This window comes from Streptomyces sp. WAC05374 (assembly GCF_004353505.1).
In the GTDB taxonomy this organism is placed as follows: Bacteria; Actinomycetota; Actinomycetes; order Streptomycetales; family Streptomycetaceae; genus Streptomyces.
Window position 1 is genome coordinate 1 of sequence record NZ_SMNQ01000004.1, and the last position, 14,150, is coordinate 14,150.

12 protein-coding genes and 1 tRNA gene are annotated in these 14,150 nt (G+C 75.0%); 4 read left to right on the plus strand and 9 right to left on the minus strand.

Features of this window, described 5'->3' with window-relative positions; all coding sequences use genetic code 11:
• From E2B92_RS10380 to E2B92_RS10400, 5 genes are all read right to left on the minus strand, one after another.
• A partial coding sequence (locus tag E2B92_RS10380) for an ALF repeat-containing protein (protein WP_235023771.1) occupies window positions 1–910 on the minus strand: 910 nt, incomplete at its 3' end.
• A gap of 214 nt (window positions 911–1,124) precedes the next feature.
• Entirely contained in the window at window positions 1,125–2,237 is a 1,113-nt protein-coding gene (locus E2B92_RS10385; RefSeq protein ID WP_235023772.1) for a hypothetical protein, read from the minus strand.
• Between the two features lie 82 nt (window positions 2,238–2,319).
• Window positions 2,320–3,942: an AbfB domain-containing protein gene (locus E2B92_RS10390; protein WP_126889316.1), complete on the minus strand. Its 1,623-nt coding sequence runs from the start codon at window positions 3,940–3,942 to the stop codon at window positions 2,320–2,322.
• Between the two features lie 821 nt (window positions 3,943–4,763).
• Window positions 4,764–4,837: transfer RNA gene (locus tag E2B92_RS10395), tRNA-Pro, on the minus strand.
• 52 nt (window positions 4,838–4,889) lie between these two features.
• Entirely contained in the window at window positions 4,890–7,559 is a 2,670-nt protein-coding gene (locus tag E2B92_RS10400; protein ID WP_133087486.1) for an ATP-binding protein, read from the minus strand.
• Window positions 7,560–7,683: 124 nt separating this feature from the next.
• Here E2B92_RS10400 and E2B92_RS10405 point away from each other — a divergent pair, with 124 nt between their 5' ends.
• On the plus strand, window positions 7,684–8,175 hold the full coding sequence (locus E2B92_RS10405; RefSeq protein WP_126889512.1) for a DUF309 domain-containing protein: 492 nt from the start codon (window positions 7,684–7,686) through the stop codon (window positions 8,173–8,175).
• A 117-nt stretch (window positions 8,176–8,292) separates the two neighbouring features.
• On the opposite strand, the gene E2B92_RS10410 is transcribed toward E2B92_RS10405, so the two are convergent.
• Window positions 8,293–9,516 carry a cytochrome P450 gene (locus E2B92_RS10410; protein ID WP_126889513.1) on the minus strand — a complete coding sequence of 408 codons (1,224 nt, stop codon included), beginning with the start codon at window positions 9,514–9,516 and terminating at the stop codon, window positions 8,293–8,295.
• Between the two features lie 271 nt (window positions 9,517–9,787).
• A complete protein-coding gene (locus E2B92_RS10415) occupies window positions 9,788–10,399 on the minus strand; it encodes a TetR/AcrR family transcriptional regulator (protein ID WP_126887166.1) in 612 nt (203 codons plus the stop codon).
• A 158-nt stretch (window positions 10,400–10,557) separates the two neighbouring features.
• On the opposite strand from E2B92_RS10415, the gene E2B92_RS10420 reads away from it, so the two are divergent.
• Window positions 10,558–11,295 (plus strand): phosphatase PAP2 family protein, encoded by a 738-nt coding sequence (locus E2B92_RS10420; RefSeq protein WP_126887167.1) that lies wholly within the window; start codon window positions 10,558–10,560, stop codon window positions 11,293–11,295.
• Window positions 11,292–12,179, plus strand: a complete 888-nt coding sequence (locus tag E2B92_RS10425; RefSeq protein ID WP_185923652.1) for a DMT family transporter — start codon at window positions 11,292–11,294, stop codon at window positions 12,177–12,179. The genes E2B92_RS10420 and E2B92_RS10425 overlap by 4 nt, the downstream gene beginning before the upstream one ends.
• On the opposite strand, the gene E2B92_RS10430 is transcribed toward E2B92_RS10425, so the two are convergent.
• Both E2B92_RS10430 and E2B92_RS10435 read right to left on the minus strand, forming a co-directional pair.
• Window positions 12,169–12,534 carry a DUF488 domain-containing protein gene (locus tag E2B92_RS10430; RefSeq protein ID WP_126887168.1) on the minus strand — a complete coding sequence of 122 codons (366 nt, stop codon included), beginning with the start codon at window positions 12,532–12,534 and terminating at the stop codon, window positions 12,169–12,171. The two genes, E2B92_RS10425 and E2B92_RS10430, sit on opposite strands and share 11 nt — an antisense overlap.
• An 85-nt stretch (window positions 12,535–12,619) precedes the next feature.
• On the minus strand, window positions 12,620–12,940 hold the full coding sequence (locus tag E2B92_RS10435) for a bifunctional 3-phenylpropionate/cinnamic acid dioxygenase ferredoxin subunit (protein WP_126887169.1): 321 nt from the start codon (window positions 12,938–12,940) through the stop codon (window positions 12,620–12,622).
• A gap of 180 nt (window positions 12,941–13,120) precedes the next feature.
• Here E2B92_RS10435 and E2B92_RS10440 point away from each other — a divergent pair, with 180 nt between their 5' ends.
• Window positions 13,121–13,939: an IclR family transcriptional regulator gene (locus E2B92_RS10440; RefSeq protein ID WP_185923653.1), complete on the plus strand. Its 819-nt coding sequence runs from the start codon at window positions 13,121–13,123 to the stop codon at window positions 13,937–13,939.
• Window positions 13,940–14,150: the final 211 nt, after the last annotated feature.

Below are 14,150 nucleotides of genomic sequence, written 5' to 3' on the forward strand. Positions count from 1 at the left end.
CGGGGGCGTAGTCCGACAGGCGCTTGCCGGCCTTGTCGGCGGCCAGCATCCGGTCGGCCTCACGCGACTGCGCGGCCGCCGCGCTCATCGCGTTCGACGCGGTCTTCAGCGCCCTGACCGCATCCCCGTGCGCCGCGATCAGCTTGGTGCGGGCCTCGGCGGCGGTGGCCGCCTTCTGCGCCAGCTCGCGCAGCTTCTCGGCCGCCTCGGCCGCCTCCTTCTGCGCCTTTTCGTGCGCCGCCCGGTCCTCGGCGTCCTTCTGCGCCGCCAGCAGATAGCCCTTTTCCAAAAACTCCGCGATCACCTTGGCATCGCCCGTGGCCAAGGCGGCCTGCGCGGCCCGCTGGACCTCCGGCCCGCCCACCGCGGCGAGCATCTCCACCCGCTTGCGGTTCTCCGCCGCGCGTTCCTGCTCGTTCTGCTCGCTCGCCTTGTCCCGCTGCCGGGCGATGTCCGCGCCGAAGGCCAGGAAATCGGCCCGGTCCCGGGCCGTGCCCTTCAAAACCCGCTCGACCTCAGCATTGAAGAACGGGCCACCGGTGCCGCGCAGCGCCTCGATCGTGCGCCGGTTGGCCACATCGGCCGCATCCCGCTTGTCCTTCGCACGCTGCCGCGCCTCGGCCTCACCCCGCTCCAAAAACTCCCGGACCGCGTTCGGATCGGAACTCGCCAGCGCCGCCCTGGCGGCCTCGCGGACCTCTTCCTCCTCGTCGAACTCCGCGAAGTCCTCCACCAACTGCCGGTCACGCTCATCACTGATCCGGTCCAACGCCGAACCCGCCGGCGGCGGAACGGGCGCTTCCTCGGACAGTTCGGCCAGCACCCGGCTGAGGACGACCCTGCCGTCCTGCTTCGCCGGGGCGACCGCACCGGCCTCCCCCGCCGTGCCACCCAGCACGGCCAGGGCCATGACGGTGGAAACCGCCCGGCCCATCACACCCGGCCCACGGCCGCGCATCGTTCCGGCCCTGGGCCGGAATCTTCCCCTCACGGGAAACCCCTTCAATAAGTCAATGAGTCAATGAATCGATCGGTCAAAGGCCAATCGGCGACGAAAAAGCCCCCTGCCCTCGTGTGCGCGGGCAGGGGGTCAGGTCATGGCCGCGGCGCGTCAACCCGTGGCGTCAGCCCTTGACGCGGTTCTCGCCCTCGAGGGCCCGGTCGGCCATGGCCTGCCAGAAGGCGGCCGTCTCAGCGGCCTCCGTCCCCTCCTTGGCCCAGTCGTCCTGCCGGGCCCCGGCGGGCAGGCTGATCCTCGCCCAGATGCCGTCCGCGCCCTCCTGGGACAGCCGGGCGATGTTCTGCCAGGTCTCCGCCTGCGCCCTGGCCGCCTCCTGCTCGGCCAGCCACGCCTTCCGCCCGCCGTCCGCGTGTCCGGCGACCGCCTGCCAGGCCGCCTGGGCCTCGGCACGCGCCTTCGCCGCGTCCGCCGCCGACGTCAGCGCCGCCTCGGCTGCCACCGCCCTGGCGATCAGCAGCGACAGCACGTGATGACGCCGCACCTCCGCGTCGGCGGCCCGCAGCCGGTACGCCTCCAGGTCCAGTGCCGCACCCGTCGCCCAGCCGTAGCCGAAGAACTCCACGACGTCCGCGTCCGTGGCACCGGCCCGCAGCGCCCACTGCGCCGCCACCCGCACCTGTTCACCGGGATCGTTCTCGGCGAGCACCCGTACGAAGGCACGGTCGCCCTCGGACACCTCGATGCGGTGCTGCTCGTCGGCCTGGCGCTTCGTGCGGTCCCGCTGCTGCGCCTCGGCGTAGCCGGTCTTCACGAAGACGGCGCGATCGGCGTCCGTACCCTTCAGCGCCCGCTCCGCCGCCGACCGCACCTCCGGGGAGAACCCGGCCGGATGCGTGGCCACCACCCGCTCGCAGAACGCCCGGTTGCGCGACCGCGCGTCCCGCAGGCGCTGCTTGGCCTGGTCGTAACCGCCCCCGGGCGCCAGCCAGTCGGCGATCGCCGCGTCGCCCCGCGTACTGCGCAGCGCGTTCCACGCCGACGCGCGGATCTCCGCCGGCAGCCCCGACTTGGCCAGCCGCGCGACACGCGCGCGTGCCTCGTCGGCCGCGGCGGCCACCACCGGCGACGGCTGCCCGGCCACCCCCGGCGACGACTGCCCGGCGGATTCCACGGCCACCGCCGTCTGCGCGCGGGCCGGTGTCGCGTCCGTGAGCGTGCCGCCGACGGCCAGTACGGCGACGGCCAGTCCCGGTGCGACCCATCGGTGACGTCTCACGCCGCGTCCTGTCTCGTCTGCCACCATTTCCGTCACTCCTGCTCCTTGGCGGATCGTGTGCACCATCGGTTGCCGGCCGGCGTCAGGGCGCCAGCGGTGTGCTGATGCGCCAGCCCGCGATGCGGACCTTCTTGGCCTCGCCCTCGACGCCGCCGGGCAGGGGGAACGTGAAGGTGGTGCGGGCGTAGACGTCCTTCGTCGTGGGCGCGAGCCAGTTCGTGTCACTGCCGGCGGTCTGCGTGAAGGACTTGACGCCGAGCTTGGTGGGCGTCAGCGGGGTCGTGCGGGTGCACCAGGTGGCGCTCTTCCTGAACGCGGTGCTCCGGTCGTCGGCCGCGATCTCCACGCGCAGGCCGTTCTTCTCGGCCTTGCCGCTGCGGAGGTAGTAGCCGCGCTTGCGTGCGGACTCGAAGGAGTAGCAGCCCGGCTGGCTCGCCAGGGAGGGCACGATCACCCAGGTGGCGTCCTCGCGGTCGGCCAGGGGGCTGGTGGACTTCAGCGTGTCGTCGAGGAGGACCTTCCCGCCGTCCGCGCTGGACTGGCGGGCGTACTCGGCCTCGCCCCACGCCCTGAGGGACTGGCGCTTGAGCCGGTACTGGGTGTCCGGCTTGAGGAACTGCGCGACGTCGTCGTCGCTGCCGGCCAGGGCCTTCTTGGCGGCGGCGACCAGGTGGGGGTTGACTCCGCCGTTCTCCGCCGCCGCCTGGATCTGGAGGGCGAGCTTGCGGTTGGCCTCCGCGAGCTTCTTGCGCCGGTTCTCGTCGTCGCGCTTGTACGCGGCGTCGGCGCCGCGGTGGATGTAGTCCTTCCACACGGCCGGGTCGGGGCTGAGGGTGGCGCGCTGCGCCTCGGTGTAGAGGTCGGTGCCGTGCAGGTCGGCGGCGGCCAGGCGCAGGAGCTCGCGGATGAAGTTGTCGTCGCTCAGGGCGAGCATGGCCTCGGAGGGCGTGACGCGGAAGAGGGCCGCGGTGTTCTTGCGGGCGGCCAGCTCCTTGCGGCGCTCGGCCTCCTGGCGGTCCTTCTCGGCCAGCTCCTCCAGCTCCTTGGCGACGTCGCGCTGGTGGGCGGCGCGGGCACCGTTGACGATGAACTCGTGCCAGTCCGCCGGTTCGCCGGCCAGCGCCTGGAGCGCCGCGGCCCGTACTTCGGGGCCGGACGCGGCGTGCCGGGCGACGGCGCGGATGAAGTTGTCGTCGGTGAGGGCGAGCAGCTCCGGGGTGCCGGGGATGCCGATGGTGAGCAGCACCTGGGACTTGGCCTGCCGGGCGGCGCGCTCGGCCTCGGCCTTCTCGCGCTCGCGCTGCTGGTCGAGCTTGTACGCCTCGTGGATGCCGCCCACGATGAACCGCACGTGGTCCTCGGTGACCGTGCTGGCCATGGCCTGTTCGGCGGCGGTGCGCACGGCGTCCAGGTGCTCGCCCGCGTCCCGGGCCTTCTGCCACAGCGCGTGGATGAAGTCGTAGTCGCTGAGCAGGAGTACGTCGGCGGTCGGGTCGAGGCGGACCACGGCCGCGGCCTCCACGCGCTGGCCGTCGGTCGTGCCGATGCCGGCCGCACGGGTCGCGACGTCCGACGTCCCGGGGGCCTCATCGGCGACGGCCACGGGGGCGACGGTGCCGGTGACGGCCGCGAGGGCGGTGGCGGTCACGAGGCCGCGCGTCATGATCCGCCGCATCCGCGCGGAAGCGATGTGCTGGGTGTGCATGGTGATGCGAAGACTCCCTCTGCCGCCTGGTCACGGCGGCTCTACGTGGGTGGGGGGCGGCGACGGCCGGCGCTCTGTGGGCAGGCGTCAGGCGCGCGGGGCGGTCGCCGGACGGGGCGGCGGCCGCGCGGTCGACGCGGTGCCGCCCTCGTGCGCCGGCCCGACGTGGTCAGCGGCGGGCCGGGGCGCGGTGTCGTTCGGGCCGCGTGCACCGCACGCGGGTCACGGCCCGGGTGAACGGACGGGAACCAATGAGCCGGGGAACGCCGAAGCGGCGTCAACCGGAAAAGGTGAAGGCATTGCTCAAGGACTGATGGAGCCGTGCGTCGGCACAGCGGCACAGATGTCCGCCATGACGGCGGCAGGCATGGGCGTACGCCCCACAATTCCCCCTGCTTTGCACAAGAAACACTCCGGGGTGTCCGGTCCGTCGAAGCACGATCGCCTCGTCGGTCCCCTCCGGCACTCCGCCCCGGTCACGCTGGTCACCAGGACCCTAACCCCGTGTGCGCCGGGCTCGCAATGATCTGCCTGCCACAGTGATGGGCCTCGCATTCGATAGACGTAATTCCGCTTGAACGGCGGTGATTGGCCCCGGGCAATACGGGAAACGGCATCGGCGTTTCGGCCATCATCGACCACGAAAAAGGGACGCGTCCCCCTGGTGACCGGTCATCGCATTCGACCTCTGGCCGAAAACACACGGGAACGATTTCCCGGTGTACGCGCCCCCTCGCGGCCCGGAAAGGGCATGGGCGCGACGGAAAAGCAGAAGGCCGTTCCGGATTGCTCCGAAACGGCCTTCGACCTGCTTTCGCATGTCGGGACGACAGGATTTGAACCTGCGACCCCTTGACCCCCAGTCAAGTGCGCTACCAAGCTGCGCCACGTCCCGATGCGCGTGTCCCGCGGCTTTCGCCGTGGTGAGCGCGCAAGAGAAGATTACCTCACTCCGGGGCCGGGTTCGTGTCGCGGGTCATCAGGGCGTGGTCGGCGGCGGCGCGGGCGGCCAGACTCTCGGCGCCGCAGGCGGTGGCCAGGGCGGCGGCGTGGGCGAGCCGGGCCGGGGAGCGGAGGGCCAGGGCGTACTCGTGGCGGGCGCGTGCGTGTTCGTACGCCGAGGGGGACGCCTCCAGGTGGCGGACCGCCTGGGCGAGGAGATGGACGGCTTCGTCCGGGCGGGCGAACAGGGCGGCGCAGCGGAGGGCTTCGCCAATGGCGGTGTCGGTGCCGAAGCGTTCGGCCTGCACGCGGGCGCGGGTGGCGAGCCGGGCGGCGCGGGTGGGGTCCTCGGTGGCCAGGGCGCGGGCGAGGTCGCACGCCCAGGGCGCCCACAGGCCGTTGTGGCGGTCGCGGGCCTCGAAGGCGCGGCCGGCGGCTTCCAGTTCGGCGACGCCTTCCTTCGTACGGCCTTCGGCGAGGAGCAGGCGGGCGTGGACGCACGGGCCGTCCGGCATCAGCATGGCGCCCGGCCAGGGCGGGCCGAAGCGGTAGCGGGTGGCGACGTCGCGGGCCTCGGTGACCCGGCCGCGGGCGAGCAGGGTGTCGATGAGCAGGCAGGCGGCGTCCCACTGCACGGGCAGTCCGCTGCCGACGCGGTCGGCGAGGCGCAGCCCTTCGCGCAGGAAGCTCTCGGCCACGGCGAGGGCGCCGCGGCGGCGGTGGGCGAGGCCCACGAGGGTGTGCGCGAAGGCGAGGTGGGCGCCGCTCCAGCCGGAGATCTCGAAGGCCCGTACCGCTTCCTCGAACAGGTCCAGGGCGCGGCCGGGCCGGTCCGTGAAGGCGTAGGTGATGCCGACCAGGGCGGGCGTCTCGAAGCCCCACTCGGTGTCGGTCCAGCTCAGGCCGCGGGCCGGGCGGCCGTGGACGAGGGCGCGGTCGCACAGGTCCAGGACGTGTTCGGCGTCCTCCCCGCGCAGCATGGCGTCGAAGGCCCGCAGGGACAGCAGGGCGCGTTCGGCGTTGTCGGTGCCGGGGAGGTGGTCGGCGAGCCCGGCGAGGCGGCGGGAGCGGCCCGGCCCGTCCTCCTCGGTGGCCCGGAACGCCTCGTACATGAAGTGGGCCGCCCGGAGGCGGGTGCGGGCGGGGCCGGGCGGGGTGCGGGCGGCCTCGGTGGCGACAGAGCGTGCGGCCTCCCCGAGCCGGTCGCTGTGGGCGAGTGCCTGGGCGAGGCGGCAGGTGGCGTCGGTGCGGAGGTCTCCGTCGAGGCCGGGCAGGGCGAGGGCGGAGCGCAGGTGGCGCACGGTGGCCGGGGGCGAGGTGAGGAGGGCGGCGCAGCCGAGTTCGTAGAGGACCTCGGCGTACGCGTGGGGCGGCGGGGGTTCCTGGAGGGCCCGTTCCAGGCAGCGGCGGGCGGCCTCGGGTGCGCCGACGGCGAGGTGCTCGCGGGCGGCCCGGCGCAGTTGGGCGACGACTTCCTCGTCGTCGTCCGGGTGGATCTCCAGCAGGTGGCGGGAGGCGGCCGCGGCGCCGAGGCCCGCGTGGGCGACGGCCCAGGCGGCCCGGCCGTGCAGGGCGGTGCGGGTGGCGGGCGGGATGGAGCGGTATATGGCGGTGGCGATCAGCGGGTGGGCGAACTCCATCGGGTCGGTGGCGGTGACGATCCGCGCCTCGCGGAGCCGTTCGGTGCAGCCGGCCGCCTCGGCGGGGGTCATCCCGGCCAGGGTGGCCGCGAGGCCGCGCGGGATGCCGGCGCCCAGCACGGCGGCGGCCCAGGCGAGGCGGGTGGGTCCGGTGCCCAGCTTTTCCAGTCGGGCGACGAGTCCGCTGCCGCGCGCGGAGGCGCCGAGGTCGCGCAGCCGGGGCACCGACCGCTCCACGGGGTCGAGGAACCGGTCCTGGACCCTGGCGAGGAGTTCCACCGTTTCGTACGGGTTGCCGCCGGTCACCGCCCATACCTCGCGGCAGAACGGGTCGTCCGCCCGGTCGCCGAGCGTGGCACGGGCCAGTTCGGCGGTCGCGCCGGGGCTGAAGGGGTGCAGGGTGAGGCGCAGCCGGGCGGCGGCGCCGAGCCGGCCGAGCAGGGCGGCGGCGGACCCGGACACCGGCTCGGCGCGGTGGGCGAGGACGACCAGCAGGGGCAGGGCGGGCAGGCTCGCGGACAGGGCGGCGAGCCAGGTCAGGGATTCGGTGTCCGCCCCGTGCGCATCGTCGACGAGCAGGACGAGGGGCCGGGAGCGGTGGCGCTCGGCGAGCCGGGCGACGACCCGGTCCAGGCCGTCCCGGACGCCCTGGGGGTCGGCGGCGGGCCCGCTGGGGGCCGCGAGGCCGAGGGCGGGGGCGGCGACGTCGTACCCGTCGCCGAGCAGCGGCCGGGCCGGGTCCTCGCCGAGTCCGGCGAGCGCGGGCCGCAGCAACTGCCGTACGACGTGGAAGGGCACGGAGGCGACCGTCTCGCCGCCCTGGGCGCCGTGGACGGTGCACCGGTCCCGGGCGAGCCGGCGGACGGCGGCGAGCAGGGCGGTCTTGCCGATGCCGGCCTCGCCCCGGTAGATCAGCAGGCCGCCCGAGGCGGCGGGGCCGCACAGCGCGTCCACCGCACGCGCCGCGGCGGCGAGCTCGGGTTCGCGCTCCAACAGCGGTACGGCCGACCGGTGTTCCGGCCGGGACGGCAGCATCGCCTTGCCTCCCCCACGAGTACCCGACGAGTCCCCACACATCGTGGCAAGCCGAGCGTAGCCCCGTGCCCCGGTCGGCGGACATGGTTGGGACGGTGCCCGCCGGACGGGTGACAATTGGGGCGTGAACAGGACGGGAAGGGATCGTGACGAGGAAGGGCGGGCGCGCAGCGCGCGGCCGAGGGACGGGCTGGGGCGGCCCCTGCCGTACGGCGAGGCGGGGGTGGAGCGGCAGCCCGAGGGGGTGGTGCGCACCCCGGCCGTGACCGTGCGGGAGGCGCAGCGGCTGCTGGACTCCGGGATGCCGTTCCACGCCCACGAGGTCCTCGAGGACGCCTGGAAGTCGTGCCCGGAGCAGCGGGCGGGCGAGCGGGAGCTGTGGCGGGGTCTGGCGCAGCTCGCGGTGGGGCTGACCCATGCCGCCCGGGGCAACGCGGCGGGCGGGTCGCGGCTGCTGCTGCGGGGCGCCGACCGGGTCGCGGCGTTCGGCGGCCGTCCGTACGGGATCGACACGCCCGGTCTGGTGGCGTGGGCGCGGGAGCTGGCGGGGCGGCTGGAGGGGCGTGGGGAGGCGGCCGTCGATCCGGCGGCGGAGGCGCCACGGCTGCTGGGCTGAGGGCACGGCTCACGGGCGCCACGCCTGCCGGGGCGAGGGCACGGCTCACGGGCGCCACGCCTGCCGGGGCGAGGGCACGGCTCACGGGCGCCACGCCTGCCGGGGCGAGGGCACGGCTCACGGGCGCCACGCCGGCTCCCACGTGAGGTGGAGCTCCTGGGGCGAGCGGTGGATGAGCGTCGGCCTCATCACGACGTCGTGGCCTTCGGCGAGGCGCAGCCCGGGCAGGCGGCGGGCGAACAGCTCGACGGTGAGGCGGAGTTGGGCGCGGGCGAGCTGGGAGCCGGGGCAGCCGTGGGCGCCGTGGCCGAAGGCCAGGTGGCGGACGTGGGGCCGGGTGAGGGACCGGGTGATGTCGAAGGCGTCGGCGCGCTCGTAGCGGGTCTCGTCGCGGTTGGCGGAGCCGTATGCCACGAACACGGTGGCCCCGGCGGGCAGTCGTGTGCCGGCGAGGGTGACGGGGCGGGTGGTGGTGCGGCGGAAGCCCTGCACGGCGGTGTCGTAGCGGGCTGCCTCCTCCACGGCGGCGGGTATGAGTTCCGGTTTGTCGCACAGGAGGTCCCACTGTCCGGGGTTGCGCAGGAGGTGGAGCAGGGTGGTGCCGATCAGGGCGGTGGTGGTCAGGTGGCCCGCGATGAGGAAGTTCTGGAGGGTGGCGACCAGTTCGTGGCGCTGGTCCATGGTGAGTTCCCCGGTGCCGGGCGCGAGGGCGGCGACGAGGGAGGAGCACAGGTCGTCGCGCGGGTGGGCGCGCCGGTCGCGTATGTAGCCGTCCAGGAGGTGCTGGAGGGCGACGACCTCCTCGGCGGCGGCGACCTGTTCGGTCTCGCTCATGGGCCGGAACAGCAACTGTTCGGCGCGGTGGCCGCCGTGGACGGCGGCCGGGACGTCGGCGGGGTCCAGGCCGAGCAGCCGCCCGACGACGGCGCCGGGGAGCTTTCCGGCGTACGAGGCCATGAGCTCGGTCCGGCCGTCGTCGGCGAAGCCGTCGACGAGGTCGTCGGCGACCTCGGCCGCGTACGGGAGCAGCGCGGCGACGCGTGCGGCGGACAGGCCGCTGTTGAGGGGCGCGCGGTGGCGCCGGTGGGCGGCGCCGTCGGTGGAGACGACGGTGGGCCGGTTCCCGAGGCCCTGCCCGAGGACGGCGAGCGCGGCGGGCGAGGGCATCACGTCGGGGCGCAGTGACTGGGCGGAGGAGAAGTCGTCGGGCCGCAGCAGCACTTCGCGGACGTCGGCGTCCCGGGCGACGAGCCAGGCGTCGAGTTCGGGTACGTGGAGGAGGCCCTCGGCGCGCCGGGCCTGTGCGTACAGCGGATACGGGTCCCGCTGCACCGCGTCCAGGGCGGCGGTGGGTCCGGCGGGGGCGGGCGGGTGTCCCCTGTCGGGTCCGGCGGGGGCGGGGGGGGGGGGCCCGGGGGGGGCGGGGGGGGGGGGGGGGGGGGCCCGGGGGGGGGGCGGGGGGGGGGGGGGGGGCGCCCGGTGGCGCGGGGGGGGGGGGCGGGCGGGGTGGCGGGGTCCATGCGGCGGCGCTCCTGGGGCGGGGTGCGGGCGCGGTGCGGTCCGGCCATGGTGCACGAGCGGGCGTGCGCCGGGAAGACGGCGGGCCGTCGCGTCAGGCGCCGGTGGCGCCGAGGCCCAGAGCCGGGAGGACCACCGCCTCGACGTACGCGGGCAGGGCGTCCTCCTCGCCGAAGCGGTCCTCGAAGAGCCGCTCGATGCGCAGGACGCCCAGGAAGCCGGGCGCGACGAACGCGATGGCCGGGTTGTCGGCGGCGATCTCGCCCCGCTCGACACCGCGCCGCAGCATCGCGTCGAGCGCGGCGACCTCCGGGTTGATGACCGTTTCGCGCAGCGCCAGGCGCAGGTCGGGGTGGTGGAGGTACGCCTGCCCGACGGCCTCCATCAGTTCGGTGTCCCGGCCCCGGCGCCCGGCCGCGGCGACGGCGGCCGCCCGCAGGTCGCCCGCGAGGGAGCCGGTGTCGATACCGGTGAACAGGCTGCACCGGCTCTTGTCGAGCGCGGCCGTGACGAGCTGGGACTTGGTCTTCCACTGGCGGTAGAGGGTGGCCTTGCCGCATTTGGTGCGGGCGGCGACGCCCTCCATGGTCACGGCGTCGTAGCCGCCCTCTCGCAGCAGGTCCAGCACCGCCCCGTACAGCTCCTGCTCGCGCTCCGGCGAGATCTTGCTGCGGCGCGCGGCGGCCGTGGCGGCCTGCGTGGACATCGGTTCCTCCGCGGGTGCGTGGGCGGGGCGTCGTGCACGGACGAGAGTAGGCGGCGCTCAATCGAGACGCAAGCGTATCGAGACGTTTGCGTCTCGATAAAAACGGATCTACGCTTCCTCCGTTTTGTTTCTGATGTGAACCTTCTGAGGGGCCGAGCATGGCTGCCGGGATACCGCCGGACGCGACCGCCGGGCCGCGGCCGCCCCTGGTGCGCGAGCTGCTTCTGGTGACCGCGCTGTTCGTCGTCTACAAGCTGGGCCGGCTCGTGGCCAACGGGCACGAGGGCCTGGCCTTCGGCAACGCGGACCGGGTGTGGCACCTGGAACGGGCCGTCCACCTGCCCGGCGAGGGCCGCGTCCAGGACCTGCTGCTGGGCAGCGGCACCGTGGTGCACGCCGCCAACGCGTACTACGCCTGGGTCCACTTCCCCGCCACGGTCGCCTTCCTGGTGTGGCTGTACTGGCGCCGGCCGGAGCGGTACGTGTGGGCGCGCCGCGTCCTCGCGCTGCTGACCGCCGCCGCGCTCGCCCTGCACCTGCTCGTCCCGCTCGCGCCGCCGCGCATGCTGGCCGAGGCGGGGCTCGTCGACACCGCACGGCTCTACGGGCCCTCCGTGTACGGCGCGACCCCCGCGGCGGACACCCTGGCCAACCAGTTCGCGGCGATGCCGTCGCTGCACTTCGGGTGGGCGCTGATGGTGGCCCTCGGGCTGATCGCGGCCACCCGCGGGCGGTGGCGCGCGCTGTGGCTGCTCCACCCGTTCGTCACCCTGCTGGTGATCGTCGGGACGGCGAACCACTACTGGGTGGACGCGCTGGTGGCCACGGTGCTGCTGGGGGCCTGTCTGGTCCTGGTACGGGTGGCGCCGGTACGCGTGGAGGTGGCGCCCCGATGAGGGCCACGCTCCTCGCCGTGCTGCTGTCGCTCGCGTCGGCGGCCGGGTACGCGCTGGCGGCGGTCGCCCAGTCGCGGCTGGCGGCGGCCCCCGGGGGCGCCCGGGCGCTGCTCGCCCGGCCACTGTGGTGGTGGGCGGTCGGGCTGAACGCGGCGGGCGCGCTCACCCATGTCGCGGCGCTGCACCACGGGCCGCTCACCCTGGTGCAGCCGCTGGGCGCCCTGACCCTGGTGGCCGCGCTGCCGGTCGGGGCGTACTACGAGCGGCGGCGGGTGTCGCGGGCGGAGTGGCGCGGCGCGCTGTGGACGGTGGGCGGGCTGCTCGGCCTGGTCGCGGTGGTGGGCCCGGCGGCGCCGGGTGACGCGCTGTCGTTCCCGGAGGCGCTGGCGGTGGCGGCCGTGACGGCGGTGGCGATCGCCGCGCTGGTACGGCGCGGGGGCCTCGGCGGGCGTGGGGGGCTGGGCCTGGCGACGGCGTCGGGCGTGGCCGCCGGGGTGGCGTCGGCGCTCACCCAGACGGTCATGGCCTCCGTGGCGCGGGAGCTGCCCGGCGGCCCGGCGCCCTGGTGGCGGACGGCGCTGCTGGTCGGGCTGGTGTCGGTGTTCGCCACGGGCGGGCTGCTGCTGTCGCAGGCAGCGTTCCGGGGCGGGCTCGCGGCGCCGCTCGCGGTGGTGAACCTCGCGAACCCGGCGGCGGCGGCCGTCATCGGGGTCGCCCTGCTCGGTGAGACGTTCCGGCTGGGCCCGGTCGGATGGCTGGTCGCGGCGGCGGCCGGCGCGGTGGCGGCGCACGGGGTGGTCCTCCTGACCACCGGCAGGCCGGCGCCCCTGCCCGTGCCCGCGCCCCGTGGGCCGGAGCCCGATCCGGGCCCGGTCACCCCGTGAGCAGCTCCACCAGCACGGCCGCGTGGCTGTGCTCGGGGTCCTTGGAGGCGGTGAGCAGCGTGAGCGGCCCCTTCCGGGCCAGCTCGCGCAGCCGGTCGAGGGCCTCGGCCGCCTCCGGGGCGGCGAGCTCGGCCTCGTACCGCTGCCGGAACTCCTCGTACGCGTCGCCCTCCGCCGCGTGGTACCAGCGCCGCAGCTCGGTGGACGGGGTGAGCGACTTGGGCCACTCGTCGACGTGCGCGTCCGCCTTGGCCAGGCCGCGCGGCCAGAGCCGGTCCACGAGGACCCGCACCCCGTCGCCGGGCCCGGCCGGCTCGTAGATGCGGCGGATCGTGGGGCGGGAGGCTCGCGTCATGTCTCAAGGCTAGATCGCGGGCGCCGGGCGGGCCGCCCGGGCGGGGCCGCGTACGGGCCCGCCGGGGACGCCCCGGCCGTGGTCCTCATGCCGCGGTGTCCTCGTGGGCGGCCGGACGGACGTGGATGACACCGTCGGTGACGACCACCTGGTGGGTGCGGACGGGGCGGCGGGCGGGCAGGCACGTCGGCTGCCCGGTGCGGAGGTCGAACGAGGCGCCGTGCAGCGGGCATTCCACCAGACAGTCCTCCACCCAGCCCTCGGACAGGGAGGCGTCCTGGTGGCTGCACGTGTCGTCGATGGCGTACAGCTCACCGCCGGCGTGGAACACCGCGATCGGCGGGGTGGTACCGACACGGACGGATTCACCCTCGGGGAGGTCCTCGAGGCGGCATACGGGAATCACGGGTCCCCCTCTTGGTCCAGGTTTGTAGGACCTCTGGGTAACATGACGATCCACAGTGATGTTTCGCATGGCGCACGACGGCGCGCTGTGCGCAACAGAATCCGGTCGGGGTGCCCGCCGCGTCAAGGGCTTCCCCGGGGACGCGGCCCGAACCGGCCGCACGGCGGTGGGAGTTGAACCATGACCCGCAAGCGGGCAGCGGCTGACCGGACCGGCGCGGCGCGGGAGCGGACGTCCAGGGGCGCGGCGGGGGTCATCCAGTCGGTGGACCGCGCGGTGAGCGTGCTGGAGATCCTCGCCCGGCACGGCGAGGCGGGGGTCACCGACATCGCCGACGAGCTGGACGTGCACAAGTCGACGGCCTTCCGGCTGCTCGGCGCGCTGGAGAACCGGGGGCTGGTCGGCCAGGCGCAGGACCGCGGCAAGTACTTCCTGGGGGCGGGCGTCCTGCGGCTGGCGGGGGCGGCGGCGGTGCGGCTGGACATCTCCCAGGAGGGCGCCCCGGTCTGCCGGGAACTCGCCGACGAGCTGGGCGAGACGGTCAACATCGCGGTGCTGGACGACGACGCCGCCGTCAACATCATGCAGGCGCGCGGGCCGGCGTCCGTCACGGCGCAGAACTGGCTGGGCAGGCGCACGCCGCTGCACGCCACCTCCAGCGGCAAGGTGCTGCTCGCCCATCTGCCGGTGACGTTGCGGGAGGGGCTGCTGGCGCGGGCGCTGCCGAGGTTCACCGAGCACACGGTGACCAGCGCCGGGATGCTGCGGGGCGAGCTGGAGTCGGTGGCCGCGCAGGGGTTCGCGCTGGCGGTGGAGGAGCTGGAGCCGGGGCTGAACGCGGTGGCGGCTCCGGTGCGCGCGCACGACGGCAGGGTCATCGGCGCGCTGAGCGTGTCGGGCCCGGCGTACCGGCTGGTGCGCGAGCGGCTGCCGGAGCTGGCGCGGCGCACGGCCACGGCCGCCGACGAGCTGTCGCGGCGCATGGGACACGGGATCTGACACCCTCACACGTGCGCGGGCCGAGGGCCGCGCACCGGCTCCGGTGACGGTTTCCGGGCGTTGGCGCCCCACCTCTTGACGTCAACTCCCCGGCGTTCCCAGTATGTTCCCCGTCACGCAACCCTTAGCGCAGTGCGCAACAGCCAAGGAGCCCGTCGTGGCCCATGAGGTTCGTGCCGCCGTCGTCGTGAAGGCGCCCCCGACAGGTCAT